Source organism: Candidatus Binatia bacterium (assembly GCA_029243485.1).
Classification (GTDB): domain Bacteria; phylum Desulfobacterota; class Binatia; order UBA12015; family UBA12015; genus VGTG01.
In genome coordinates this window covers 14,578-37,811 of the sequence record JAQWRY010000037.1, presented here as the reverse complement: position 1 = coordinate 37,811, position 23,234 = coordinate 14,578, and the positions used below count along the sequence as shown (strand labels likewise).

Here is a 23,234-nt window from a genome sequence, read left to right as displayed (position 1 = left end):
TTGCGTCCTAGGCCCGGAGGTACTCTCGGAGGGCCCATCCGGCCGTGAGGATGGCCAGGATGAGCATCGGCCAGCCGCTGCGCGCCTGGTCGAGTGCGAAGATCAGAGCCAGTGCGCCGAAGAGCATGACACCGAGGATGCCGCCGAGGGCGAGGAGGGACGGAAGGGCGGCTCCCCAGTCGCCGGATTGAATCACCCCCTTGAGTCGTCCGAGGGGAGTGGTCGGATCGGCGGGGGCCGGGTCCGCGGCCCCCGCGGGCGAGGCGCTGCGGGCATCGGCCCGGCGGACCAGCAGGATGCCGCCGAACACGGCGGCGAGGGCACTGGCTAGAGTGGCTGTCACGAGGAGACTCACAGTCCTTACCCTTAGCGTTTGTACGCCCGTCGGAAAACGCCTGGAGGGGAGCCGCTATCCGGGTCTCCGGTCGTCTGCTACCTCTGGTCCCGCGATGGCCGAGGCGGGCGAAAAGAACATTAGCGTCAATCGAAAGGCGCGCCACGACTACTTCATCGAGGAGAAGTTCGAGGCGGGCCTGTCGCTGCTGGGTGCCGAGGTGAAGTCTCTGCGGGAGGGGAAGGTCAATCTCCGCGATTCCTACGCGCGGATCTCGCGCCGCGGCGAGATGGTTCTCGTCGGCGTCCACATCTCCCCTTACGGTCATGCCGGCAAGGAGGCCCCCGACCCGGATCGGCCCCGAAAGCTCCTGATGCACAGGCGGGAGATCGACCGGCTGGCCGGCAAGATCCGCGAGAAGGGCTTCACGGTCGTGCCCACCCGGCTGTACTTCAAGGGTGGTAGAGTGAAGATCGAGCTCGGCCTGGCCAAGGGCAAAGAGCACCACGACAAGCGCGACGACATCAAGAAAGCGGAGAGCAAGCGCGAGATCGATCGCGCGATGAAATCTGCGAACCGCGGACGTTGACTTCGCCAGGCGCCGGCTCCGCAAACGAAAATGCGCCCGAACCTTGCGATCCGTTCGCGTCTTCGTCCGCCGAGGAAGCGGAGAGTTCTCAGGCGGCGCGACTCAGCGCCGCAAGCTCGAGGTCGTCGTCACGAAGGCGGCGGAAGCCGAGCTGTACGGTAGCGGCGGTCGGGGCTCGGGGCAGACGGCCGGTGCGGTCGCTTCCGACCCTTTGACCTTGGCCTCCCAGATCGCATCGACGGCGCCGTCCTTCTGGTACGGCGGGTCGAACTGGTTGCAGTAGCGAATCAAGCCGACGATTCGGGGATCGTCCGGTCCACCGGCCATCGGCATCAGGAAGGTCGCGCCGGAGAGCGCCTTCGACCTGGACTCGCTGACTTTCAGGTCGCCGGTGTTCTTGTCACAGCGGACACGACCGGAGCGGCCGGGGACGGGGACATCGACCGCCGAAGGGGACGACGAGGGCGAGAGCTGGGACGGACAGGACCGGGCGAGGTCTCCTGGGCGGGCTCCTCAGGTTGGCCGGACTATCCCAATGATTCATAGGGCTATCCCGGCAGCGAACGGGCAGTACGGTAAAGCCCGGGGCGGCTGCCGGTCGATCTGCGTGGAGCTACGGGGGCGGTCTCCCGCTGCGCGGGACTATTTGGGCTGCAGGCCGGCGTGCCGGCTCGCCGGGTGCTCTTCCGCCCGTCGGTTGCGTGCGTCTGGCAGTCCGCCTATGGATTCGAGCGGATTACGGCCCTCCGCGGCCCGTAAACTCTGATGCGTGGGACGAAATCCGGAATGCGAGCGCCATGACGGCCGAGGAGCGTGACCCGACCCTCCCGTTCGGCTGGATCTCCCTCGGGCTCGCCTGCGCCGGGATTCTCGCGGTTGCCGGCGCGGCCCGGTTCTGGCGGCTCCACTGGGGCATCGACGAGGGCATGGCCTTCTCCGATGAGCTGCAGCTCTGGCGGCGGTACACCGGCGACTTCGTTCCTCTCCGTCTGAACTCGTTTGCTCGGCCCGACCGCGCATCGGCATACCTCTATCCTACAGGGATGGGGTACGCGCTGGGTCTCTCGACCTGGTTCTCGACGCTCATGGGCTGGATCCCCTCTCCGTGGGAGGTGCAGAAGTCGGGGCTCCTCGTCGGCAGAGTGGTCGCCGCGTCGTTCTCGGTCCTGGTGGTTGGCCTCGTCGGTCTCTTCGCGACCCGACTCCACTCGGTGCGCGCGGGCCTCTTCGCCGCCGGGCTGATGGCGGTCGCGCCGTTGTCGGTGATGCAGGCGCACTACATCTCGACGGATCCACTCGTGGTCTTCTGGATGACCGCGATCGTGTGGGCATCCTACGAGCTCGCGATCCGGGGCGAGGCTCGAATCTCATTCGGCGCCGGGGCCCTGGCGGGTCTCGCGTTCGGTACGAAGTACTCCGGCTTGCTCGCTGCCGTCGCCGTTGCGTGGGCGATTTCCCGCGTCGCGTTCGAGAGGCGAAGTGTCGCGACGTTCGTTTTGCTCACTGCGTGGAGTCTCCTTGGCCTCTGTGTCGGCGTCCTCGTCTCGTGTCCGCTGTGTGTGTGGCACGCGGATTACGTCGCGGAGATCCTCGCGTTCTACGGAGAGATTACGTCTTGGGAGAACGTGCTCTGGTGGCAGAAGAATCTCGCTCCGGGGCTTGGCAGACTGGGGCATCCGTACGTGTATCAACTCGCCGTCGCGTTTCCGTACGCGTGCGGCTGGGCGATCTATCTGCTCGGGCTGGGTGGTGTCGTCTGGGCGGTTCGGCGGCGGACCGTGGCGGACCAGCTGCTGCTGGTGACCGTTTCCGTCTACCTCCTGAGCGCGGGGCTCTCGAACAGCTTCGAGGTTCGATACCTGCTTCCGTTCGTGCCGCTCTTCGTGTTGTTCGCGGCGATGTTCCTGGCGGATATTCCGGCGAAACGGCTTGCGGCCGGACTCGTGAGCATTGCGTTGGTGTACTCGGCGGCCGTCTCGTTCTCTCAGGTGTCGAGGTTCTCGGTCGACCAACAGTGGCAGGTGGCGGACGCGGTTCAGCGTTCGGAGGCGCGGGTCGAGGGGGCGACGATCGCGACGCCGTCTTACTACGCTGCATGGATCGGGCTGCAGGTTCCCTTCGCCTTCTTCGAGTTGCCGCTCGAGTTGCGAGAGCCCGGCGACTGGCTCTCGTCGGATCCGGATTACTTCGTGTTGCCGGACATCGTTTCGAACTCGGTGTACTCGCGCGGGCTCGCCCGCTTCGAGGAGGATCTAGACGGACTGCGTTCGGGCCGTGCGGGGTACGATCTCGTCGGGACGTATCGGTCGGACTTCTTCTCGAGCGGCCTGTACACGAGTCTGGACCCTTTGCTCAGCAGTTCCTTCACGCAGGGAGAGATCGGTTTCGAACTCTTCGCACGTCGTCAGCCTCGCAAAGAGCGGAAGGGGCCGGCCCCCGCTTCCGAGCCTCGGTCGTAGCGGCGGTCGCGCTCGATCTTTCCCTGCGTCTGCGGATGGTACGGCGCTCCTGGCGTGTGTTGCATCCCGTGGCGACCGAGGTAGGTCGTCAGATCGCCCGAGACGTAGCAGGGGCCGTTGTCGCTCCGCAGTCGAGGTCGGTGCACGCCCCGCACCTCGTCGACTCCCGCCTTCGCCCTCGCTCGCGCAAGGTCGAGAGGTAGTACCAGCCCCAGCTCACGACGCGCAGATACGTGAAGTCCGTCTGCCAAAGCTCATTCGGTCGCCTCGTTGGATGCTGGAAGCAACCCCCAGCGCGGATCAAGACGTAGGCCGGGCTCGTGATCAGGTCGTGCGCCTTCAGGATGCGGTACACGCTGGATTCCGAGATGAAATGGCCCGTCCGGTCCGTCTCCTGCCACGCCAGCTCCCTGGGCGACTTCTCAGGATCGGCCAGAGCGCGCGTCAAGCGGTCGTTCTCGTCGCGCAGGCCCTTCACCTCGGGGACGCTCGCCTCGCGCTTCGTGTCGCCCAGGAGCCGCAATGCTCTCTTCGAAACGCGCTGGCGCGAGCGGATCACGATTCATCGCGACTACGGGGAGCTTGCGTTGGTCGAGTGAGATGCCGGGCAGATGAATCAGGTCTTCATGAACCTCCTCGCGAACGCCTGTGACGCGATCGAGGAAAAAGGGAACATCTGGGTCACCGCGAAGTCCGCGAACGGCGAGGTCCGCATCGAGGTCCGCGATGACGGGCGCGGGATGCCGCCCGAGTAAGCCGAGCGAATCTTCGAGCCGTTCTACACCACGAAAGACATCGGCGCGGGCTCGGACGCGGGCTCGCTACCGTGCACGAGATCATCACCGCGCACGACGGCCGGATCGAGGTCGACAGTAAGCCGGGCCGCGGAACGACCCTTGGGGTGATCCTCCTGGCGAAAGGCGACACCCCGCCCGCCGAGGCCGTTTGACAAGAGTCCGGCAAAGGCGACAACTCACTTCGTATGGGCTCGAGTTCCGAGTTGGACTACCGGAAATTCCCGACCCTCGTCGTGGGCGACGAGCCGGACATCCTCGCGTCGTTCCGGCTCGCCTTCCGTCGCGAGTTCACGGTGTACTGCGCCGCGGGCGGAGCGGCGGGCCTCGAGATCCTCGAGAAGGAACCGACCGCGGTCGTCGTTGCGGACCAACGGATGCCCGACATGAACGGTCTCGAGTTCCTGCAGAAGACGATGGACGCGCGGCCCGATCTCGTCCGCATCATTCTCACGGGCTACACCGACATCGACACGCTCGTCGAAGCGATCAATTCGAGCCGGATCTACCGCTACATCACCAAGCCTTGGGATCCGAAGGAGCTCCAGATCACACTCCGACGTGCGATCGAGACGTTCGGCCTGGAGCACGAAAGCGCGCGGCTCGTCGCCGAACTCGCGCAGGCAAACGAGCGACTCTCCGGCGAGAACGCGTACCGGCGCGATCGCGGAACGCGCGATCACCCATGCGGCCTCGTCAGCAGCGGCGAACCGATGGCCAAGCTTCTAGGCGTCCTGCAGGAGAACGAGATCACGCCGGTGGGAGAGACGCGCCCGCGCAAGATCGACACGCGCGTCGTTGCCTCGACGAGCCGGAACCTCGAGACCGAGGTCGCCGAAGGCCGCTTCCGCGAAGACCTCTACTGCCGACTGCGCGTCGTCCCGGTCCGGGTTCCGCCTCTGCGCGAGCGCTCGGAGGACATTCCGGACCTCGTAGACCACTTCATCGAGAAGCACGCCGCACGCCTCGGCAAGCGGGTCGCTGGTATCGAGCCGGAGGCCATGAAGGTTCTCACGAACTACCCGTACCCGGGCAATGTGCGAGAGCTCGAGAATGAGATGGAGCGCGGTCCTTCTGTCGGATCCTGGAGGGCCGATCTCCGCCGCATCGCTCTCCGAGTTCTTCCTGAACGATCCGGCGCTCGCGTCGACGACGACCTCCCCGCCGACCGGAGGCGAGGAAGACGGGGGCGGTCTGCGCGACCGGACAGATGCGTTCGAGCGCAAAGAGATCCAAGCCACCCTCGACCGGAACGAGGGGAAGAAGGCGCGCGCTGCGCGCGAGCTCGGGATCACGTACCAGGGCCTCCTGAAGAAAAACGGCCTCTCGGGATGATGGAGTAGATGGACCGGAGGCGGACGGCCCCGTCCCTCCTCGCGGCGCTCTCCGGCGCGTTGTACGCAATCGCTCTTCCCCCGCTCGGCGTGGACGCCCTCGGGTGGGTCGCGTTCGCGCCGCTGTTCGTGGCCGTGGCGGCGGTGCGACCGGGCCGGGCGTTCGGACTCGGGATGCTGTGGTTCCTCGTGGGCTCGTTCGGGTTCGCGAGCGCGATGCCGCATCTCATCTCGACGTACTTCGACGTCCCCTGGGCCGTCGGGGCGGCCGCGTTCCTCGGACTCACGATCGCGTTCGGGCCGCTGTACGGGTGCTACGCGGCCTGGATTTCCTGGCTCGCCGGACGCGGTGCCGCCAACCCCCTGCTCGCCGCCGCGGGTCTCGGTACGGTGGAGTGGGCCCGGACGAGCGCCGGCTCGATCTTCGGCTGGGCACTCGCGGCGCACACGCAGACACCGGGCTCCGTCGTGCTGCAATCCGCTGACATCGGCGGAGCGTACCTCCCGGGGATGGTGCTCACGGCCTCTGCATTCGCAATCGCGTCCTGGTTCTCGCCGTCGCTCCTACCCCATCGGAGAGGCGCCTGGAACGTAGGCATCGGACTGACAGTGATCGCCGCGCTCGCGTACGGTGGGGTCGTGCGGCCGGCCGAGCCTGTATCCGAGGACGGGCTCCGCGTCGCGATCGTGCAGGGCGGCATCCCGCACGAGGCCCGCTGGCAACCCGAGGGCGCCGGGGAAGACCTCGATCACTACCTCGATCTCACCGAGGAGACCGAGCTCTTCGAACCCGACCTCGTCGTGTGGCCGGAGTACGCGATCGCGTTCAACCTGCGGCCTCGCTCCGAGGAGCGGGCCCGACTCTTCGACGTGACGGCGAACGGAGGACCGGACCTCCTCTTCGGCGCTCCGTACCACCGCGGGCTGTCTCCGCTGATCCTGCAGAACTCCGCGTTCCTTCTCCACGACGGAAAGCTCGCGGGACGATATGACAAGAACGAGCTCCTGCCGTTCGCAGAGCGAAGCCCGTTGCCGGCGTGGGTGACGTCCGATCGCACCCAGTTCACCCCCGGACGAAAGGCCTCCCCGATCGCGACGAGTGACATCCCCGTCGGTATCTTCCTGTGCTCGGAGGGACTCCGGCCGGGGATGGCCCGCCGCGTGACGGCGAACGGAGCCACCGTGCTGGCCAACCTGTCCAACGACAGTTGGCTCGGGACACGAGCGGCGGCTCGGATGCAGCTCCGCAGCACCGCGCTACGCGCGATTGAGAACCGGCGGTATCTGTTGCGAGCGACGGGGTCCGGAAAATCTGCGCTGATCGGGCCCGACGGGCGCGTCCTCGTGAGCAGCGAGTACGGTGCGCAGGACACGCTCTTCGGTGTCGTGGAGGCGCGGACCGGCCGGACGTTCTACAACCAGCACGGCGACGTGCTTGCCGTGTTGGCCCTGGTTCTGGCCGGACTGGGCTCGCTGCGGGCGATCCGACGAGGACCGGCGACGTCGGCGGCCGTTCGACGGTAGCGACAACGACGGTTCACCCTGCGTGGGCTCGAGATCCGTCTTTTGGTGCTTTTCGGTTGGCGCGGCGGCGCAGCGTGCCGAGCAGAGCGCGATCCGTGCCGGTCGTGGGCGATGAGCAGACCTGGCTGCAATTCCAGATGCCTCCCCGGATCGGCCGGCTGTCCTTTACGACTTGCTACGCGCTCGTGAAGCGATGCGATTCATCGCCCGTGGCTGATTGTTTCTCGGGACGCCGCGTCGACTCAGTGGGTCCGGGGTGATCCCGGAGCAGTTTGAGTGCAACTGGGTTGTCCCGCGGTGGAGGGAACTCACATCTGGCAGCGGGAGTCCTGGCTGCCCATCGACGACGACGGCGATAAGCGCGGCTCACCGAAGGTCTCGGAACGCCGTCACGGGCCGCTGAATCCTACCGTGCTCATCGCTCGACCACGGTGATTCACGGGGTGCAGAAGAGGATGCAGAAAGTTGGCACACCCCTGTCACACAAGACTGGTCAGGACGTTGATCGCCGCCTTCGTCCGGTCCCGGAAGTCATTGATAATACTTGACTTCCAAAGAGCCACCCACCGGAATTGAACCGGTGACCTACTGATTACGAATCAGTTGCTCTACCAACTGAGCTAGGGTGGCAAGGGACTCGATTTCCGTACCGGATGGCCCCGACGCCGGCAACTGGATCTCGGGACGGGGGCCTCGGAAATCCAACGGAAAACCGGGATTCGACGGTCGTCGGAGCTTGGGGCAGGTGCTGGGCCGCGGCGAGTCCTAGTCGGGCCCGCTGCGCGCGAGTTCATGCTCGACGGCACTCTCCACCCGTGTCCCCCGGAAGAAGTCGGGGTTCGTCCCGCACCACAGCGACACCGGATTCGAGAACACGAAGTCGCGGAAGTCTTCGATGTCGAAGAATCCGTGCTCCACCATCTCGTATGCTTCGCCGAGGACGCCGCTCATGTCGGGTACATCCCAGTGGCCGATATCGGAGCTGAAGAAGGCCTTCATCCGAGCACCGAGGGGGTTGAGTCGGGTGTCGAACGCACCCGCGTTCATGGGGTCGTCGGCTTCACACCCGAAGTGGAAGCGATGGACGAACACGTCGCGAATGTCCTCGGCGCGCTCGACCGCGCAGCGCGCGAAGTCGTCGGTGGTCTCCGGGCTCGTCTCCGGGTCCGAGAGGAAGCACAGCGCTTCGTCCAGTCGGCCGCGGTGGGCGCGCATCGACTCGCTGCCGTACTGGTCGAGCAGCTTCTCGAACTCGCCGCGGTCGAGATTCGCCGGGTCGTAGTGGGGCAGGAACTTCTTGTTGCGCTTGCTCCAGTGTCCGATGAGGTCGGAGTACAGACCGCGCGCCCAGTTCACGCCGCCCTCGAGGAACGCGAACCGGAGCTTCGGGAATCGCCACGGCACCCCGCCCATGAACAGCGCGCGGCAGATCCCATCTTGCGCGGCGGCGAAGCTACCCACGTGGTTCGCGACGTAGTTCGTGGTCGAGACGCGCGTGCCCCAGCCCATGCCCGTCGAGTGGAACGTCGGGGAGATTCCGAGTTCCTCGCAGCGTTTCCACACCGGGTCGTAGTCGTACGGCGAGTCGAGCCCGAACGTATCGAGCCACGTCGCACCCCGCGGCAGGTTCTCACCCTCGAAGGGGCGCATCGCGAAGCCGGCCATCATAACGGCCCGCATGCCCAACGTGCCGACCGCGTGATCGAGTTCGGCGATTGCTTCTTCGGGCGAATGCATCGGGATCGATGCCACCGGCGTCAGCCGGTCTCCGTGCGGAGCGAAGGCGTCCGCCGCCCACTCGTTGAAGGCCCGGCACAGCGCCTGGCGTTGTTCGGCGACCACGAGATGAACTCCGACGAGGCCGTAGGTCGGATAGAGCACCGCGAAGTCGAGTCCGAACTCGTCGAGGCGCTCGTGCAGGAGCTTGGGCATCATCGACGTGGCGCGGTCGACGGTTTGCCGCGCGGGTAGGGCCCAGAACGGAATGCGGGTGAGTGCGAGTTGGCGTCGCTGCGCCGCATCGAGCGATTCGGACAGGCGGGACGCGTAGATGATCTGCTCGAAGCCCTCGACGGCTTCGTTCCCCGCGATCGAGCGGAGGCGTTCCTTCACTTCGGGCAGAAACTCGATGTAGTGCCCGTCCGAGTCGATGACGGGGTGGTCGAGTTGGCGTTTGATCGCTGCGACGCCGCTCGCCGTGGTCATACCGCGGCTCCGGGCAGGCGGCTCAATTCTTCTTGCCCTTGCCGGACTTCTTCTTGTTCTTGTTCTTCTTGTTCTTCGACTTCTTGTTTTTTTTCTTCTCGGCGACTGGCGCCGCACCACCACCGCGCGTCGCGATGGCCTCGTCGATCACCGCCTTCACCGAGAGGCGATCGTATAGGTCGAACTGGCTCTTGAACTTGCCGTCGCCTGCGTACTCGAGAACGGACATGCCCGGACACTCGATCACCGAGCCGTCGTCGCGTCGCTCCGGCGCTCGGTTCGACCAGCGCGTGATGACTCGCGCGCCGTCGATCGCGATCCACTGGAACGGGAACGTCCAACCCGCGTAGTCCTCCATGTCGCGGCCCATGACGATCTTGCGGATCTCTGCCTTGCCGTGCGCAGCGACGGCGCCGCCCGAGGTGAGACCGACATACGAGTAGACCGCGTCGTCCGTATAGAAGTCGGCGAGGGGTGCCCAGTTGCGCTCCTCTTCCGCCTTCACGTTGGCATTCGCAAAGCGGTTCGCTGCGGCGGCGATTTCCTCGCGCGGAAAGCTCATTCTCAGGAGCCTTCCTTCTTCTTGGCGGGTGCCTTCGCCTGGATCGTCTCGAGGTACGCGACGAGTAGTGCGACACGCCCTTGGACCAGTGACTCCCTGTCGCCTGCTTCGTCCGCGTCGTCGTCGAGGTGGTCGCCCCAGATCGGCATTTCGCGCGAGCCGTGCGCCGGCATCTGTTCGCGGCCGTCGATGATCTCGGCGACCTTCGCGGAATCGAACGTGCCGCCGTTGCGCGCGGCGATCATGGTGAGATCGGCGGGAGGGTCCTTCAGAGCGGCCGCGGCGACGCCGTTCCCGGTGGCGCTCTCACCGTGGCAGGGGACGCAGTAGATGTTGAACTCCTGGCGGCCGGCCTCGGCCGTTGGGGAGAGGGCTTCCTCCGCAGCGGCGAGGGAAGCGGTCGACCCGATCGATCCGGCGACGAGGACAGCGATGAGCGAGCGCGCTAGGTTCATGGATTCTCCTATTCGATGGTCCGCAGCGGCAGGCCGCTGCTCCTGATAGGGTTTCTACACCAGAATCCGAGATGCGCTAGCAAGCCCATGGCAAATCCATACGAAGTTGTTCTGTTCGACCTTGGCGGAGTGGTGATCGAGCTTTCCGGTGTCCCCATCTGGCAAAGCTGGACGGGAGCCGGCGACGAGGCCGAGGTTTGGGAGCGCTGGCTGCGGTCCACGGCCGTGCGGAGGTTCGAAAGCGGCCGGGCGGGAGCGGCCGAGTTCGCCCGCGAGATCGTCGCGGAGTTCGGACTCGCGATCGGTCCCGACGAGTTCGTTCGGGAGTTCACGAGCTGGCCCAAGGGGGTCTATCCCGGGGTTCGAGAGATGATCGCCGAGGCCCGAAGCCGGGTCCGCGTGGGCTGCCTCAGCAACTGCAACGAGCTGCACTGGCCCCGATTCCTGCACGAGATGAGGCTCCACGACGCCTTCGACGAGTGCTTCTCGTCTCACGAGCTTGGTGCTCTCAAGCCGGATCGCGAAGTCTTCGACCTGGTGGTGTCGAAGCTCGGTTGTGTGCCCGACCGCGTCCTCTTCCTCGACGACAACCAGATCAACGTGGATGGGGCGGTCGCTGCGGGTCTACACGCCCGTGTGGTGAAGGGGCCAGATGCCGTGCGAGGGGTGCTCGGCGAGTACGGCCTCCTGGGCTGAGCGGAGCCTCAGTTCTTCGCGGGGAGTCCGGCGCCGTTGGGCGCCGCGCCCGCCGCCCGGGCCGGAGCCGAGGTGTCGGGTCGTGCCTGCGCGAGGCCTTCGAGGCCCGGCTCGCCGGCGTATCCCGCGGCCGGGGCGCTGCGTCGCTTCGAGTCGACGGGGAGCGGTTTGGCTGCGGCCCTCGGGGCAGGAGCGTCCGCGGGTGGGGCAGCGGGAGCCGCGGTGGGAGTGAGACCAGGCGTCGCCACTTCGGGGGCGGTTGCGACGGCCGGCACTTCGATCGGCACGAACAGCTCCGCGACTGCACGGGCGAAGCCGCCGAGGCGCAGGGTGTCGAGCGAGCTCCGACACTCGCGTTCGTCACGACGGAGCGCGGCGCGTCGCGCCGTTCGAAGCCGGCGTAGTTCGTGGACGAGCAGAGGGCGAGCGCGGGCCGCTTGTCGCGAGATGTTGTCTGCGAGGATCTCGTCGAGGACGGAGTCGTCGTGGAACTCGCCCAGGTGTTCCTGCAGCCCCTTGAGCGTGTCGACGAGATGGGCCGCTGCGGCACCGCTATGGGGTGCGATGATCTCGAGTTGGTAGCGAAGCTTCTTCGCGTAGATGCGAATCTCGTGGAGAGCCTTCGAGGCCTCTCGACTGCCGCTCTCTCCGGGCACTTTTGTTTCCACGATGCGTCGCGCCGCGTCGCTTACCTGCGGGCCAAGTCGCTGCATCAGGGTCTCGATGGGCTCGTCGGGAGTCGTGTCGAGGCTCGGAGGATCCCAGGGGATGCCCGCGTCCAGCCCGCTCTCCTCGGCGCCTTCGATGGCCCAAGCCGGCGGGGCGCCCGCGAGCGAACGCAGGCGTGTATCCACCTCGTCCAGGTCGATGGAGGCGAACGACTTGATCATTCGGCCTCGCGCACGAACGCGTGCTCGCGCGATGCGACTGTCGATGATCTCGATTGCGAGCTTCCGCTCGGGACTCGCCTTCGAGGCCAGATCCTCGAAGCGCATCCGCAGAACATCGAGCTCGCGTACGCTGCCGAGTGCGCGAGTGAGCCGTCGCAACAGCTTGCCGGTCCGTTGGACTTCGCGCTTCTCGAGCCAAGGCGCGAACAGGGCGAGCGCCGCGCGCAGACGACGCGAGGCCACGCGCATGTCGTGGACTCCTTCGGGGTCTCGGCCGTCGATCGCGGTTCCGAGGTTGCGGCGCATCTTCTCGCGCTGCTTCTCGAAGACCTCGGCTGCGCGCAGTCGGATCGTCCCTGCTACCTGCTTTACCGACCGCGGACTGCCCATGGGTTCAGCCTAGCCTGCGGATCCGGCGAGGCCAAAAGAGGCCCCCGAGCGGCCGTTCCACCGTTCTCCCGCAAGGGTTCGCGGTCGGCCGGAGTTGTGAATCAGGTCAAGCCCTCGCGCCCCCGCCGCCGGAGCTCCGCCACGGCCTTTTTCACGTCCTGCGCATTGTCCTTGCGGCAAATCAGGATTCCGTCGGGCGTTGTGGCGACGATGACGTCGCTCAGGCCGACGACGGCAACGGCGGTGCCGCTTCCGGTTTCGTCGTAGACCACACAATTCTTGGAATCGATTAGGACGGGCTCACCGGTCGTGATGTTTCCGTCGGCGTCGGTCTCTCGCGTGCGCGTGAGGGAGTCCCACGACCCGACGTCGTCCCAGGGAAATGTGGCGGGGATCACGTAAACGTTGTTCGCGCGTTCCATGAGGCCGTAATCGACAGAGATGTCCTCGAGGGCGCCGAAAAGTTCCGCGACGCGCGGTGCGCCCGCGTCGCCTTCGCCGAGAGCGTCGACGATCCCGGTGGTGGCGGTTCGCAGCGCGGGCATCGAGGTGGCAAGACCGTCGAGGAACGTGGAGACCCGCCAGAAGAACATGCCGGCGTTCCAGAGATGTCGTCCGGAGGAGGCGTACTCTTCGGCCGTCGGCCTGTCGGGCTTTTCGCGGAAGTGCAGGACCGGTCGGATCGCCGGACGAGCGCCGCTGCGGAGCTCGGCTTCCGCGACGGCTTCCTCGACTTCGATGTAGCCGTACCCGGTGTCGGGGCGGGTGGGATGCACGCCGATCGTCACGAGCGCGTCGTTCGCGGTCGAGAAGTCGAGTGCGGCAGACACCGTCGACCGGAACTCGTCGGGATTGCCGATGAGATGGTCCGCCGTCAGCACCGCCATGGAAAGCTCGCGCGGGTCGCCGAAGCGCTGCTCGAGATGCGCCGCCGCAAGCGCGAGGCACGCCGCGGTATTTCGCTTCGCCGGCTCGCCGATCACGTTTTCGGGAGGGAGATTCGGGATTCCGTCCCGGATCGGGCCCTGTAGGAGCTCGCTGGTTGCGATGAGGACGTTTTCCCGGGGGATCAGTGGTGCGATCCGGTCGATCGCCTCTTCGAGCATGGAGCGATCCGGGTCGGTGAGGCGCAGGAGCTGCTTGGGCCGCGCCCGCCGACTGGCCGGCCAGAACCGTTCGCCGGAGCCGCCGGCCATGACCACCGCAAAACGTTGCATGCCCCTTTTCTCGCGATTGGTGTTGGTGGTCGCAAGTCCCAGCGTTCGCGGCGCGGTCTCTCGTGCGCTATCCGCGGAAGAACGATGGGGACGCGGTGGCAACGAGTTGCAGCGTTGTGGCGGGAGCGGGGGAGCCGCCGGCTCGCCTACGATGCAGGGCTCTACGTGGCCCTGGAACTGGCCTCGCTCCTGTTGGCTCCGTTTCGGAGGCGCGCCGACGGGCAGGCCTACTACGAGATCGTGCAGGACTTCACCACCCGCGTGAACGCGCAGCAGGCGCCGCGGGTTCTGGAACTCGGCTCGCGGAACGTGACCGGCGTTCGCCACCGGAACGACCTCGCGCCGCACGTGGATCTCGTCGGCCTCGACGTCCGCGCCGGGCAGGATGTGGATGTGGTCGGCGACGCGCACGCGCTCTCCGCGAGCCTCCCGGCCGAGTCCTTCGATGCCGTGTTCGCGATTTCCGTCTTCGAACACCTGGCGATGCCCTGGAAGGTCGTGCTCGAGATCAATCGCGTGTTGAAGCCGGGCGGCCTCGTCTTGATCGCGACGCATCCCGCTTGGCCACCGCACGAGCAGCCGTGGGACTTCTGGCGGTTCAGTTCGGAGGCAATGCGCGTTCTGCTGAATGCCGAGACGGGTTTCGAGATCCTTCGCCTCGGCGAAGGCGAGCCGGGCCGCATGCTCGCGCTCACCCGGACGATGCCGGTGCGCGGCCTTCACCGCACGGCGTGCTCCCTCGCGGTTGCGGCTCTCGCGCGAAAGACTGGTCCAGCGGCGGAGGGCCTTCGCTGGGACCTGACCCCCGGCGACCTTCTCGATACGAACTATCCGCCGGCGTAGGGCGGGAGAGGGGAGAAGCAACGTGATGATGATCAAGCCCCATCGTGTCTGGATCCTTCTGTGGGCCCTCTTCCTGCCGGCGTGTGCGCAGGGAGAAGAGACTACCCCGTCCGCGCGGAAGATTGACGGGATTCATGGGCGAGTAAAGCACGCGTTCGATGGCGACTCGTTCGTGATGATGAGCGACGGTCGCAAGGTGAACGTGCGCATCTTCGGTATCGATGCGCCGGAGAAGGGTCAGCCGTTCTCCAAGAAAGCTCGCTCCCGATCGAAGGAGTTGCTCGAAGGCACGGAGGTCGTGGTGCGAGTGACGACGCCGAGCGATGTGTACGGTCGCGTCGTCGGTGAGGTGTTTCTCCCCGATGGGAGGAACTATGCACACGTGATCGTCGGCGAGGGGCTCGCGTGGCAGTTTCGTCGCTACTCGAAGGATGCCGAGGTTGCCGCGCTCGAGCGTGAGGCGAAGAGTGCCGGGCGGGGGCTGTGGCACGACAAGGACCCCGAGCCGCCCTGGAAATATCGGCGGCGCAAACCCCGGCGCTGATCGACTACTCGATGTAGCCGAGAGCGCGCAGTTGCTCGCGTGTTTGGTTTGAGTTTCGCACGGCGGAGCCTTCGGCTCGCACGAGGCCGCGTCTCTCGAGTTCCGGGCGGAGCCGGGCGATCGCATCCGGGCGCTCGTCTGCGAGGTTGTGCCGGAACTCCGGATCGGCGGCGCGGTCGAACAACTCGTAGGTATTCCCGTATCCGGACCAGATGAGTACGTCGTCGCCGTCGTCGAGGCGGCGGCTTGCGGTGATCTGGAAGAACGGACGGTGCGCCGCTCCCGGCAGCCGCGTGTACACCGACATGAACCGCGTCGGCCGGTCTTCGGACTCGGCCCAATCGCCGATGGGCTGATCCCCCGGGTCGGCGAGCCGGAGCGCGAGTCCGAAAACGTCGCGCCCCTCGAGCCGGGCGTTCGAGCGTCCCGCGGCGAGGCCCGGACCGTGAAGGACCAGCGGGATGTCGATCTGCTCGGGGTATAGGGCGTTGCCGTGGCCGTGGATGCCGTGCTCTCCGAGCGCCTCACCGTGGTCGGCGGTGAACAGGAAGGTCGTATCGTGGCCGACGTCCCGCTCGATCGTCTCCCGGAATCGCTCGAATTGCTCGTCGAAATACTCGACGCCGGTGTCGTAGGCGGCGCGGAGTTCTGCGAATTGTTGGGACGGTTCGAAGCCGAAGTACGGCTCGTGAGGGTCCAGGTAGTGGACGTACAGGAACAGCGGGCGGGACCCGGCACGCGCCCTTCGCTTCCCGAGCCAGTTCTCGACGGCTGCATTCACGACTTCGGCGCGCGGCGTCGCGTGATCGTCCCCGGCCTGAACCTCGACGAACGTGTCGAACCCGCGTGCGAAGCCGGCTTCACGGCTGATCGCTCCGTAGTTCGACACGAACGCGGCCGTTTCGTAGCCGCGCCGCTGCAGTCGCTCGGCAAGCGTGGGCCTGTTCTCGGGGAGGCCATCGGCCTGGCCGGTCGCGCCGTGTTCCTCGGGGGCAAGGCCGGTGAACATGCTGGCGACCGAAGGCCTGGTCCAACTGGTGTTGGCGACGACGTCGTCGAAGCGAAAGCCCGACTCGGCCCAGGCGGCGGTTCGCGGCATCCCGCGGTCGAGTTGGTCGGCACGCAGGGTGTCGACGAGGACGAAGACGAGATCGCCACCGGCAACTGCGTGCCTCTTCTCGGCGGGGGTACCGTCGCTCGGCGCGCGGGTCGTCGCGGCGGGTGACCTGGCTGTTCGGTAGACGTCCTCGAGCGGGGTTTCGAACACGTAATAGATTGGCGTCCCGATCAGCGTGTGGTGACGCAGCAGGTGATGCCGAAACGTCTCGGAGCCCGGATAGGAGAGGGCGAGGATTCCTGCGACGCAACCGAGGCCTGCGGCGAGTGCGGCTGCGCTCGGGCCGCCGCGGATGCGGGTGGCGATCCATCCGAACCAGGCGGCGAAGGCTGCCCCGATCACCACGGTCGCCGCTACGGCCTCGGGGGGATGTTCCGGCCATCGCGTTACTTCGCGGAGGTTCCACGCGAGGATGCCGCCCACCGCGAGCGCGGCACCAAACTTCGGTACGCGGCCGAGTGTCGCGGCGAGCCCCATCGCGCCAACCATCGCGAGGGCGAGCCCGGCGTCGAGTCCCGCAAAGCGGAGTGTGTCGAGTCCCGACCAACTGACGGGGAGACCCCACAGAGGCCCTACTAGCGCGAGCCATACCGGCAGCGCGGCGATTGTAAGTCGGGCGATGGAAGGTATTCTAGTCGACGGCGCGCTCGTTTCGAAGCAGCGTGCCGGGGAGCGCGCCAGTGTGCTGGCCCTCGCGCATCATCACCTTCCCGTTTACGATCGTCGCGTCGTAGCCGACCGACTTCTGGCTCAGGTGTGGCGCGCCCGTGGGGAAGTCGTGCCTGAGTTCGGGGAGCTCCAGATCCAGACGTTCGAGATCGATGACATTCAAGTCGGCGTAGCTCCCACGATGTAGGATCCCGCGTCCGTGGAGGCCCCACGCGAGTGCGGGGTCGAACGAGAGCTTGCGAACCGCTTGCTCCACCGTGAGCTTGCCCTTGTGGCGAACCCAGTACGCGAGCACGAAGGTCGCATAGCTGGCATCGCACGTCTGGCTCGTGTGCGCGCCCGAATCACCGAGGCCGATGTGCGTGTTCGGATGCGCGAGCATCTCGCCGACGGCGTCGAGATCGGGGTTGAAGAGGGGCACGATGAAGAAGCCCTTCGAGTCGGTCTCGGCGATGAAGTCGAGCATGACCTCGCCCCAGTGCTTGCCTTCGCGCTTGGCGATCGCGGCGACGCTCCGCTCGGGCTGGAGGTCGTACGCCATAATGCCGTCGCCCTCCAAACAGAACACGTGGTTGACCGTGGCCATGCCGCCGAGGATGTCGCCGTTCTCGTTCTTCACGCTCTCGAGAAGCTGCGCGCGTAGCGCGGGGTCCCGCAGGGCGGTGCGCTGCTCGTCGACCGACTTCGTCGACAGTTCGGCGGCGGCGGGGAAGATCCAAAGGGGAGAAACGGAAATGCCGAAGCCCATCAATAGGCCGACGCCGCGTGCCGCAACCTGCGGTATCAGGCGCGCGCCCTGGCGGCTCGCCTCCTCGACCTTCGCGAGGATGTCCCGCCAGACGTCCGGGTACGCGAGACACTGGATGAGTCCGAAGCTCATGGGGCGCCCGCTCTCGAGGGCGACTGGAACCATCCATTCGTGGTCGCGATCAAAGCCCGTCGCGTCCTCACCACCTGCGCCGAGCGTCACGAGCTCGAAGACGCCTGCGCCGAAGTCCTTCAGGGCGCCGGCGAGGGTGTCGAGCTCGCGTCGGTCGGCGAACGTACCTGGGACCGGGTCTCCCGCGGGCGTGCGGTGAACCGTCGTGCGCCCGCTCGCGATGCCGAGTGCGCCGGCGCGCATGCCGTCGAGGATGCTCTCGCGCATGATCGCGAGTTCCTCGTCTGACGCAGCCGCATCTGTCGCTCCCTTCTCGCCCATCGCAAAGACGCGCAACGGCGCATGGCTGATGTGGGCGCCGATGTTGATGCCGAGCGGGCGGCGCGAGAGTGCGCCGAGGTACTCCGAGAACGTTTCCCACTCCCATTCGACGCCGGCCTTCATCGCGGCCTGGGGGATGTCCTCGACACCCTCCATCAGGAACATCAGGTAGTCGCGATCCTTCGGGCGACACGGCGCGAAGCCGACGCCGCAGTTGCCGACGATGGCCGACGTGACGCCGTGCATGTTCGAAGGAGATCCGAGGGGGTCCCAGGTGATCTGCGCGTCGAGGTGGGTGTGGATGTCGACGAAGCCCGGGGTGACGATCTTGCCGCGGGCGTCGATTTCCTCGGCGGCGGGGCCGCTGTGCTTGCCGATCGCTGCGATGCGGTCGCCCTCGATGACGACGTCGCCCGTGAACGAAGGATTTCCGCTGCCGTCGACGATCGTGCCGCCGCGGATGACCAGATCGGCTTTCATTGAGTCTCTCCTGAGAGGGCCGCGACGCGCAGCCCGGTTCGCTCGGGATATAGCCTGGCCCCGCGCACGCGGCCAGCCCTCTCGGATTCCGGCTCGGCATCTCGGACGACCAGGGATGCCCGAGGTCCGCCACGATCTGACTCCGCTTGCCCGCCAGCCGCCCGATGCCCCGTGGCCGGACGCTGCCTGGCCGCGATCGGTACCGGAGCCCGAGGTGGACCAAGCTGGCCTGACACGTTTTCCCGACGCCGCCTTTGAGGATTCGCCGGAGCTTGGTCGGACCCGGGCCGTCCTCGTCATCCAATGCGGCGAGATCGTCGCGGAGCGCTACGCCTCGGTTTTGGTTGCGACGGCGACCCATCGTTCGTGGTCATTGGCCAAGAGCTGGCTGCACGCGATGGTCGGTGTCCTGGTGTGGCAGGGGAAGCTCCACGTGGACGCGCGTGCGGCCGTTCCCGAGTGGGCCGATCCGAACCGCGCGAGACGCGATCACGCTCGATCAGTTGCTACGGATACGCGGTGCGGGCTCCTCTCGCTCACGATCCGGGCTCGGTGTTCCACTACTCGAGCGGGACCAGCAATCTCGTCGCGCGGCTCGCGCAGGAAGCGGCAGGCGGGAGTGGGGACGCGGGGCTCGAGGCCTTCATGCAGAGCCTGATCGACTGCTTCCGAGCTTCTGGCCGGTGAGCTGCAGCACGCTGCGCCACAACGACGAGTCGAGATGTACTCTCTGACGTTCGGCGGTCGCGATCGTCGTCGGGACCAAAGTGAAGTGCTCGTTCCAGTGGCCGATGACGATGTCGGTGAAACCGGCCATGGCCGCATGGACGGCATGTTGGCCGAGTCGCGCGCAGAAGACCGAGTCGTTGGCAGTCGCTGGCACACCGCGCACCGTGTAGCTCGGGTCGATGTACTTCATGTCGACAGTGACCCCTCGGGCCGCCATCTCTTTCCGGATCCGGTCGCGCAGGTGAAGGCCGATGTCGTGCGGGATCTCGTTCCCCGACTCATCGACGCTCGCGACTCCGAGCACATCTCTGCCCGCGCCTTCCGCGACCGCAATGACCGCGGCGTGACTGCGGTTGAGCTTCGCTTCGAGCGCGTCGAGTAGTCCGTCTTTCCCTTCGATCTCGAATGGAGACTCGGGGATGAGGCAGAAGTCCACGACTCCGCTCGCCAGCGACGCGAATGCGGTGATGAACCCCGACTCGCGACCCATCAGCCGAACGAGTCCGACGCCACCCCAGGCGCTGCGGGCCTCGGTCGACGCGACGCTCAGTGCTTCGCTCGCCACGGCGACGGCGGTGTCGAGTCCGAAGCTTCGCTGGACCCAGCCGACGTCGTTGTCGATCGTCTTCGGCACGCCGACGACGTTGATGCGCGCGTCACGCTGCTCGATCTCCCCGCAGAGTTCGTGCACGCCACGCAGCGTGCCGTCTCCACCGATCGCGATCAGAGTGTCCACGCCGTGTTTGAGAAGGCCATCGACCATCGCGTCCGGCTTTTGATGTCCGCGCGAGACGCCGAGCATCGATCCGCCGCTGCGATGGACGAGAGCGACGTCGTCCAGAGAGAGGTCCCAGGGCTCGTGGCCCCACTCCGAGACGAGGCCCGAGTAGCCGTATCGAAAGCCGAGGACCCTCTTTACGCCGTACCGGCGCAGCGCGGTTCGGGTGACCGCGCGAATGACGTCGTTCAAGCCGGGGCAGAGGCCTCCGCACGTGACGATCCCGATCGTGGTATGGGCTGCGTCGAAGGCGAGGTGCTCGCGGGGTCCGGCCTGCCGGAAGGCGGCGATCTGCCCACCGGCGAGTTGGGCCGCAATCTCCTCGGGGTCGGTCGCGATGACGACGGCCAGGTCGTCGCGCAGAAACGCGCTGTGGAGCGGCGACGGCTTGTCCGCGGGGTCGATGCGCCGGACACCGAGATCTGCTGCTGGTGGCACTTTCACTGCAAACGCCGGTAACACTACCCGCAGAGTGATTGCACCTGTGGCGGGATCGGGCAGAATCCTCGCGGTGGAAGTCGGCTAGATGAGGGTCCTGGTTTCCGGCGGGACCGGCTTTGTGGGCCGGGCGCTCTGCCCGGCGCTCCTGCGCGCTGGGCATGACGTGCGCGTCTCGACACGGGACGTGGAGGCCGCGGCGCGACGACTCCCCTCGATCGTCCAACTGGTGCACCCGGGCTCATCCGAGGGTTGGGCACAGGCCGTGGATGGTTGTGATGCCGTGATCAATCTCGCGGGAGAGTCGATAGCCGAAGGCCGTTGGACGCCAGGTCGCAAGCACGCGCTGCGACGAAGCAGGATTGCGACGACCCGATCACTCGTCGATGCGTGCGCGCTCGTGGCGCACCGGCCATCGGTCTTCGTGAGCGCTTCGGCGGTGGGCTACTACGGTCCGAGTGGGAACGAGAAGCTTGCCGAGAGCGCACCACCCGGAGACGATTTCCTCGCTCGCCTTTGCGTCGACTGGGAGGCGGAGGCGGCGCAGGTTTCGGAGCTGGGTGTGCGTCTCGTTCTGCCGCGCATCGGCGTGGTTCTCGGGGAGGGCGGCGGAGCGGTCGAGCGGATGATCGTGCCGTTTCAGATGTTCCTCGGAGGCCCGATCGGAAGCGGGAAGCAGTGGCTCTCGTGGGTCCACAAGCAGGACGTGGTAGCGCTTTTGGTCGACTCGCTGACGAACGATCGGATGGTGGGCCCGATCAACGTCGTGGCGCCCGATGCCCGGACGATGGCCGATTTCTCGCGCGCCCTCGGCGCGGCGATGCGGCGCCCCTCGTGGATCTCCGTACCGCCGTTCGCCATGCGCCTGGCGTTGGGAGAGATGGCCGAGATGCTGCTCACCGGGCAGCGGGTCCTACCGGCGGGGGCTGAGGCCGCGGGCTATCGCTTTCGCTATCGCAGCCTCGGCGACGCGCTCGCAGAGATCCTGCACCGGTAGTGGCTCCTGCATCCGGCCGAAATCACGAAAAGCTCCCGTCCCCACCGAAGCCTCGCCCCTGATCCATCGGTCGAGGCAATAATTCACCCGGGTGCCGTCACCTCGCACAGGGGCTCGTGTTCGCTTTCGCAGCGACTTTGCGACTTCAACAGGGTGCGGGGCTCGAGCCTAGCGCCCGGGAGAGGACCCCGATGCGCAACCCCGCACGATCTCGATTCCTTGCCAGCCTCGTGATGGCTGCCTTCTTCCTCGCGCCGCTCGGCGGCTGTACCCGCGCCAGGGTGGACGCGGCCGGTGTGCAGGCCGAGCCGTACGCTCCGGAGGCGGCCGAGGTGCCGCTGGTCCGGGTGCCGTACGATCCGCGGTTTCCCCGCTTCGTCGTCGCCGTCGAACCCTTCGCTCTTCAGGCGGATTCTGCTGTCGCCGGACCGCCCGTCCAGAGCATCGTGTACGGCCCGGGCAGCTGGGGGGTCCTCCCGCACGGTCCGCGGCCGATCGGTTGGACGCCGCCCCGGCAACAGCTCTCTGCTCATGTCGGGGAGAGCGTTCAGACGCAGCTCGTGAGCGCGCTCTCGAACGTCGGCAACCTGATCGTCATCGACTACGACTACTACTGGCAGAACCGCGATCGCATCGATCGTCTCGTGGGCAAGGGCGAGGCCGGTCCCTATCTGCTTCGCGGCGCGGTGACCGAGTTCAACGAGATATCGGAGTCCGACGAGTCGGGCACTGGTAGTAGCCTCGGTTTGATCGGCGTCGCGCTCGGGATCGCCGGCGCGATCGCGGGGAACAGCCCCGCCGCGTACACGGGGCTGGGGCTCGCGGTTGCGAATCCGGGCTACCAGGAGTCGGTCGCGCGCCGAACGGGGCAGGTCGGGGTCGATCTGAACATCGTCGACGCGCGAAATGGACGCATAGTTGGGACTGCGGTAGCCAACGGGAGTTTCACCTCGGAGAACGCTACAAGTGGTTTCTCTCTGTTTGGTTTCGGCAGCGCGAGCACCGCGGTGGCCGAAAGCGCGCTCGCCCAGGCGACCCGCGCAGCGATGAATTCGGCGACGGTGCAGATCGTCGATCGATTGAAGGAGCGTACTGGCTGATGCGACGTCTCGTCCCTATCCTCGCGGTCTTGATGGCCCTCGTGTTCCTCGTCTCGCCGCTCGTTCTGCACTTCGGTCAGAAGGCGCACAACGAGTTGGAGATCGACTGGATCGGGGCGGTGCCCGAGGGGTCGCTTCCCGGAGTGGCCTTCGGCACGGGGACCGCGACGATCATGGATACGGAGCTGCGGGGGATGACGGGGTGGCGGCCGAACGATCTGGTCATCTGGGGTCCGACGCTCATGGCCGACAATAATGCGAGCCGGCAGATGGGAATCCTGCAGGCCCTGCGTGAGACGGTCCGGGTCTTCAAGGACCACCTCACCAAGATCTCCAGCGACGAGTACGACGAGAACCTTGTGCAGGCGGACAACCTGCTACGCAACGACCCCGAGAAGTGGGCGTTCCCGTCGGCCGAGGATCGCTACCGCACGGCCGTCGAGCACCTCGAGGCCTACGTCGAAGGGCTGCAGAAGGACCCGGCAACCTCGCGTCAAATCAACGCGAGGAACGTCGAACTGATGCGCCTGATCCAGGTATGGGGTGATCTGCTCGGCTCGGCGCACTCCGACCTCCTGCGAGACGAGGTGCCGTGGTTCCAGGTCGACGACGTCTACTACCGAACCACCGGTTACTGTCATGTGATGGCCCAAATGATGCCAGCCATCAAGATCGAGTACTCGCGCGAACTCAACTCGCGCCCGATCCTCGTCACGCTCTTCGATGAGGCCGAAGAGCCGCTCGCTCGCTGCGGCGCGATGAAGCCACTCGTCGTGTTGAACGGTGGCGACACGAGCTTTATCGCGAACCACCGCCGCAACCTCGACGGATTCGTCACCGAGGCGCGGCAGAAGTTCTATTCGGTCCGCGAGGAGCTCGACAAGTAAAT

Annotated in this window: 23 protein-coding genes, 1 tRNA gene and 1 pseudogene; 13 read left to right on the top strand and 12 right to left on the bottom strand. The window is 66.5% G+C overall.

The annotated features are described in order from the left end of the window. Positions 1-7 precede the first annotated feature (7 nt). Entirely contained in the window at positions 8-343 is a 336-nt protein-coding gene (locus P8R42_12000; protein MDG2305348.1) for a hypothetical protein, read from the bottom strand. 106 nt (positions 344-449) lie between these two features. Between P8R42_12000 and smpB the strand changes: the two genes are divergently transcribed. Further along, positions 450-923, top strand: a complete 474-nt coding sequence (gene smpB, locus P8R42_11995; protein MDG2305347.1) for an SsrA-binding protein SmpB — start codon at positions 450-452, stop codon at positions 921-923. Positions 924-1,025: 102 nt separating this feature from the next. Here smpB and P8R42_11990 read toward each other — a convergent pair whose 3' ends face one another. Then, on the bottom strand, positions 1,026-1,250 hold the full coding sequence (locus P8R42_11990) for a hypothetical protein (protein MDG2305346.1): 225 nt from the start codon (positions 1,248-1,250) through the stop codon (positions 1,026-1,028). A 470-nt stretch (positions 1,251-1,720) separates the two neighbouring features. Here P8R42_11990 and P8R42_11985 point away from each other — a divergent pair, with 470 nt between their 5' ends. Then, a complete protein-coding gene (locus P8R42_11985; protein MDG2305345.1) occupies positions 1,721-3,382 on the top strand; it encodes a glycosyltransferase family 39 protein in 1,662 nt (553 codons plus the stop codon). 8 nt (positions 3,383-3,390) lie between these two features. Here the strand turns inward: P8R42_11985 and P8R42_11980 are convergent. After that, positions 3,391-3,821: pseudogene (locus P8R42_11980) on the bottom strand (IS3 family transposase). Between the two features lie 172 nt (positions 3,822-3,993). Between P8R42_11980 and P8R42_11975 the strand changes: the two are divergent. From P8R42_11975 to lnt, 4 genes are all read left to right on the top strand, one after another. Next, positions 3,994-4,137 (top strand): ATP-binding protein, encoded by a 144-nt coding sequence (locus tag P8R42_11975; GenBank protein ID MDG2305344.1) that lies wholly within the window; start codon positions 3,994-3,996, stop codon positions 4,135-4,137. A 71-nt stretch (positions 4,138-4,208) separates the two neighbouring features. Continuing rightward, the gene (locus P8R42_11970) at positions 4,209-4,331 is read left to right on the top strand and encodes a hypothetical protein (protein MDG2305343.1); all 123 of its coding nucleotides are present in this window, start codon (positions 4,209-4,211) and stop codon (positions 4,329-4,331) included. A 33-nt stretch (positions 4,332-4,364) separates the two neighbouring features. After that, positions 4,365-5,519 (top strand): response regulator, encoded by a 1,155-nt coding sequence (locus P8R42_11965; GenBank protein MDG2305342.1) that lies wholly within the window; start codon positions 4,365-4,367, stop codon positions 5,517-5,519. Next, entirely contained in the window at positions 5,520-7,034 is a 1,515-nt protein-coding gene (lnt, locus tag P8R42_11960; GenBank protein MDG2305341.1) for an apolipoprotein N-acyltransferase, read from the top strand. Between the two features lie 557 nt (positions 7,035-7,591). Here the strand turns inward: lnt and P8R42_11955 are convergent. From P8R42_11955 to P8R42_11940, 4 genes are all read right to left on the bottom strand, one after another. After that, a tRNA-Thr gene (locus P8R42_11955) sits at positions 7,592-7,664 on the bottom strand. A 135-nt stretch (positions 7,665-7,799) separates the two neighbouring features. Then, positions 7,800-9,239 (bottom strand): amidohydrolase family protein, encoded by a 1,440-nt coding sequence (locus P8R42_11950; GenBank protein MDG2305340.1) that lies wholly within the window; start codon positions 9,237-9,239, stop codon positions 7,800-7,802. Positions 9,240-9,261: 22 nt separating this feature from the next. Further along, the gene (locus P8R42_11945) at positions 9,262-9,801 is read right to left on the bottom strand and encodes a nuclear transport factor 2 family protein (GenBank protein ID MDG2305339.1); all 540 of its coding nucleotides are present in this window, start codon (positions 9,799-9,801) and stop codon (positions 9,262-9,264) included. 2 nt (positions 9,802-9,803) lie between these two features. After that, complete coding sequence (locus P8R42_11940; protein ID MDG2305338.1) at positions 9,804-10,256, bottom strand: cytochrome c; 453 nt, start codon at positions 10,254-10,256, stop codon at positions 9,804-9,806. Positions 10,257-10,343: 87 nt separating this feature from the next. On the opposite strand from P8R42_11940, the gene P8R42_11935 reads away from it, so the two are divergent. Then, positions 10,344-10,952 carry an HAD family phosphatase gene (locus P8R42_11935; protein ID MDG2305337.1) on the top strand — a complete coding sequence of 203 codons (609 nt, stop codon included), beginning with the start codon at positions 10,344-10,346 and terminating at the stop codon, positions 10,950-10,952. Between the two features lie 8 nt (positions 10,953-10,960). Here the strand turns inward: P8R42_11935 and P8R42_11930 are convergent, their stop codons facing one another. Beyond that, complete coding sequence (locus P8R42_11930) at positions 10,961-12,232, bottom strand: CHAD domain-containing protein (protein MDG2305336.1); 1,272 nt, start codon at positions 12,230-12,232, stop codon at positions 10,961-10,963. A gap of 101 nt (positions 12,233-12,333) precedes the next feature. Continuing rightward, positions 12,334-13,449, bottom strand: coding sequence for a sugar phosphate nucleotidyltransferase (locus P8R42_11925; GenBank protein MDG2305335.1), 1,116 nt, complete (start codon positions 13,447-13,449; stop codon positions 12,334-12,336). A gap of 84 nt (positions 13,450-13,533) precedes the next feature. Here P8R42_11925 and P8R42_11920 point away from each other — a divergent pair, with 84 nt between their 5' ends. After that, complete coding sequence (locus tag P8R42_11920; GenBank protein ID MDG2305334.1) at positions 13,534-14,292, top strand: class I SAM-dependent methyltransferase; 759 nt, start codon at positions 13,534-13,536, stop codon at positions 14,290-14,292. Positions 14,293-14,317: 25 nt separating this feature from the next. Then, positions 14,318-14,836 carry a thermonuclease family protein gene (locus P8R42_11915; GenBank protein MDG2305333.1) on the top strand — a complete coding sequence of 173 codons (519 nt, stop codon included), beginning with the start codon at positions 14,318-14,320 and terminating at the stop codon, positions 14,834-14,836. A gap of 4 nt (positions 14,837-14,840) precedes the next feature. On the opposite strand, the gene P8R42_11910 is transcribed toward P8R42_11915, so the two are convergent. Further along, entirely contained in the window at positions 14,841-16,430 is a 1,590-nt protein-coding gene (locus P8R42_11910; protein MDG2305332.1) for a sulfatase, read from the bottom strand. A gap of 154 nt (positions 16,431-16,584) precedes the next feature. Then, positions 16,585-18,303, bottom strand: a complete 1,719-nt coding sequence (locus tag P8R42_11905) for an amidohydrolase family protein (protein MDG2305331.1) — start codon at positions 18,301-18,303, stop codon at positions 16,585-16,587. 519 nt (positions 18,304-18,822) lie between these two features. On the opposite strand from P8R42_11905, the gene P8R42_11900 reads away from it, so the two are divergent. Beyond that, on the top strand, positions 18,823-18,990 hold the full coding sequence (locus tag P8R42_11900) for a hypothetical protein (GenBank protein ID MDG2305330.1): 168 nt from the start codon (positions 18,823-18,825) through the stop codon (positions 18,988-18,990). Here P8R42_11900 and P8R42_11895 read toward each other — a convergent pair. Further along, positions 18,947-20,248, bottom strand: a complete 1,302-nt coding sequence (locus P8R42_11895; protein MDG2305329.1) for an ATP-dependent 6-phosphofructokinase — start codon at positions 20,246-20,248, stop codon at positions 18,947-18,949. The genes P8R42_11900 and P8R42_11895 overlap by 44 nt on opposite strands. Before the next feature lie 88 nt (positions 20,249-20,336). On the opposite strand from P8R42_11895, the gene P8R42_11890 reads away from it, so the two are divergent. The 3 genes from P8R42_11890 to P8R42_11880 all read left to right on the top strand — a co-directional run bounded on the left by P8R42_11890 (position 20,337) and on the right by P8R42_11880 (position 23,232). Next, entirely contained in the window at positions 20,337-21,245 is a 909-nt protein-coding gene (locus P8R42_11890) for a TIGR01777 family oxidoreductase (GenBank protein ID MDG2305328.1), read from the top strand. A 191-nt stretch (positions 21,246-21,436) separates the two neighbouring features. Continuing rightward, entirely contained in the window at positions 21,437-22,345 is a 909-nt protein-coding gene (locus P8R42_11885; protein ID MDG2305327.1) for a CsgG/HfaB family protein, read from the top strand. Next, on the top strand, positions 22,345-23,232 hold the full coding sequence (locus P8R42_11880; protein MDG2305326.1) for a DUF2333 family protein: 888 nt from the start codon (positions 22,345-22,347) through the stop codon (positions 23,230-23,232). The genes P8R42_11885 and P8R42_11880 overlap by 1 nt, the downstream gene beginning before the upstream one ends. Positions 23,233-23,234: the final 2 nt, after the last annotated feature.

Coding starts and splice junctions, on each gene's coding strand:
- P8R42_11885 (MDG2305327.1), top strand. CDS start 21,437: ATGCGCAACCCCGCACGATCTCGATTCCTTGCCAGCCTCGTGATGGCT.
- P8R42_11890 (MDG2305328.1), top strand. CDS start 20,337: ATGAGGGTCCTGGTTTCCGGCGGGACCGGCTTTGTGGGCCGGGCGCTC.
- P8R42_11925 (MDG2305335.1), bottom strand. CDS start 13,449: ATGCAACGTTTTGCGGTGGTCATGGCCGGCGGCTCCGGCGAACGGTTC.
- P8R42_11940 (MDG2305338.1), bottom strand. CDS start 10,256: ATGAACCTAGCGCGCTCGCTCATCGCTGTCCTCGTCGCCGGATCGATC.
- P8R42_11880 (MDG2305326.1), top strand. CDS start 22,345: ATGCGACGTCTCGTCCCTATCCTCGCGGTCTTGATGGCCCTCGTGTTC.
- P8R42_11985 (MDG2305345.1), top strand. CDS start 1,721: ATGACGGCCGAGGAGCGTGACCCGACCCTCCCGTTCGGCTGGATCTCC.
- P8R42_11935 (MDG2305337.1), top strand. CDS start 10,344: ATGGCAAATCCATACGAAGTTGTTCTGTTCGACCTTGGCGGAGTGGTG.
- P8R42_11950 (MDG2305340.1), bottom strand. CDS start 9,239: ATGACCACGGCGAGCGGCGTCGCAGCGATCAAACGCCAACTCGACCAC.
- P8R42_11975 (MDG2305344.1), top strand. CDS start 3,994: ATGAATCAGGTCTTCATGAACCTCCTCGCGAACGCCTGTGACGCGATC.
- P8R42_11905 (MDG2305331.1), bottom strand. CDS start 18,303: ATGAAAGCCGATCTGGTCATCCGCGGCGGCACGATCGTCGACGGCAGC.
- P8R42_11965 (MDG2305342.1), top strand. CDS start 4,365: ATGGGCTCGAGTTCCGAGTTGGACTACCGGAAATTCCCGACCCTCGTC.
- smpB (MDG2305347.1), top strand. CDS start 450: ATGGCCGAGGCGGGCGAAAAGAACATTAGCGTCAATCGAAAGGCGCGC.
- lnt (MDG2305341.1), top strand. CDS start 5,520: ATGGACCGGAGGCGGACGGCCCCGTCCCTCCTCGCGGCGCTCTCCGGC.
- P8R42_11915 (MDG2305333.1), top strand. CDS start 14,318: ATGATGATCAAGCCCCATCGTGTCTGGATCCTTCTGTGGGCCCTCTTC.
- P8R42_11990 (MDG2305346.1), bottom strand. CDS start 1,250: ATGGCCGGTGGACCGGACGATCCCCGAATCGTCGGCTTGATTCGCTAC.
- P8R42_11930 (MDG2305336.1), bottom strand. CDS start 12,232: ATGGGCAGTCCGCGGTCGGTAAAGCAGGTAGCAGGGACGATCCGACTG.
- P8R42_11945 (MDG2305339.1), bottom strand. CDS start 9,801: ATGAGCTTTCCGCGCGAGGAAATCGCCGCCGCAGCGAACCGCTTTGCG.
- P8R42_11920 (MDG2305334.1), top strand. CDS start 13,534: ATGGGGACGCGGTGGCAACGAGTTGCAGCGTTGTGGCGGGAGCGGGGG.
- P8R42_11910 (MDG2305332.1), bottom strand. CDS start 16,430: ATGGGGCTCGCCGCGACACTCGGCCGCGTACCGAAGTTTGGTGCCGCG.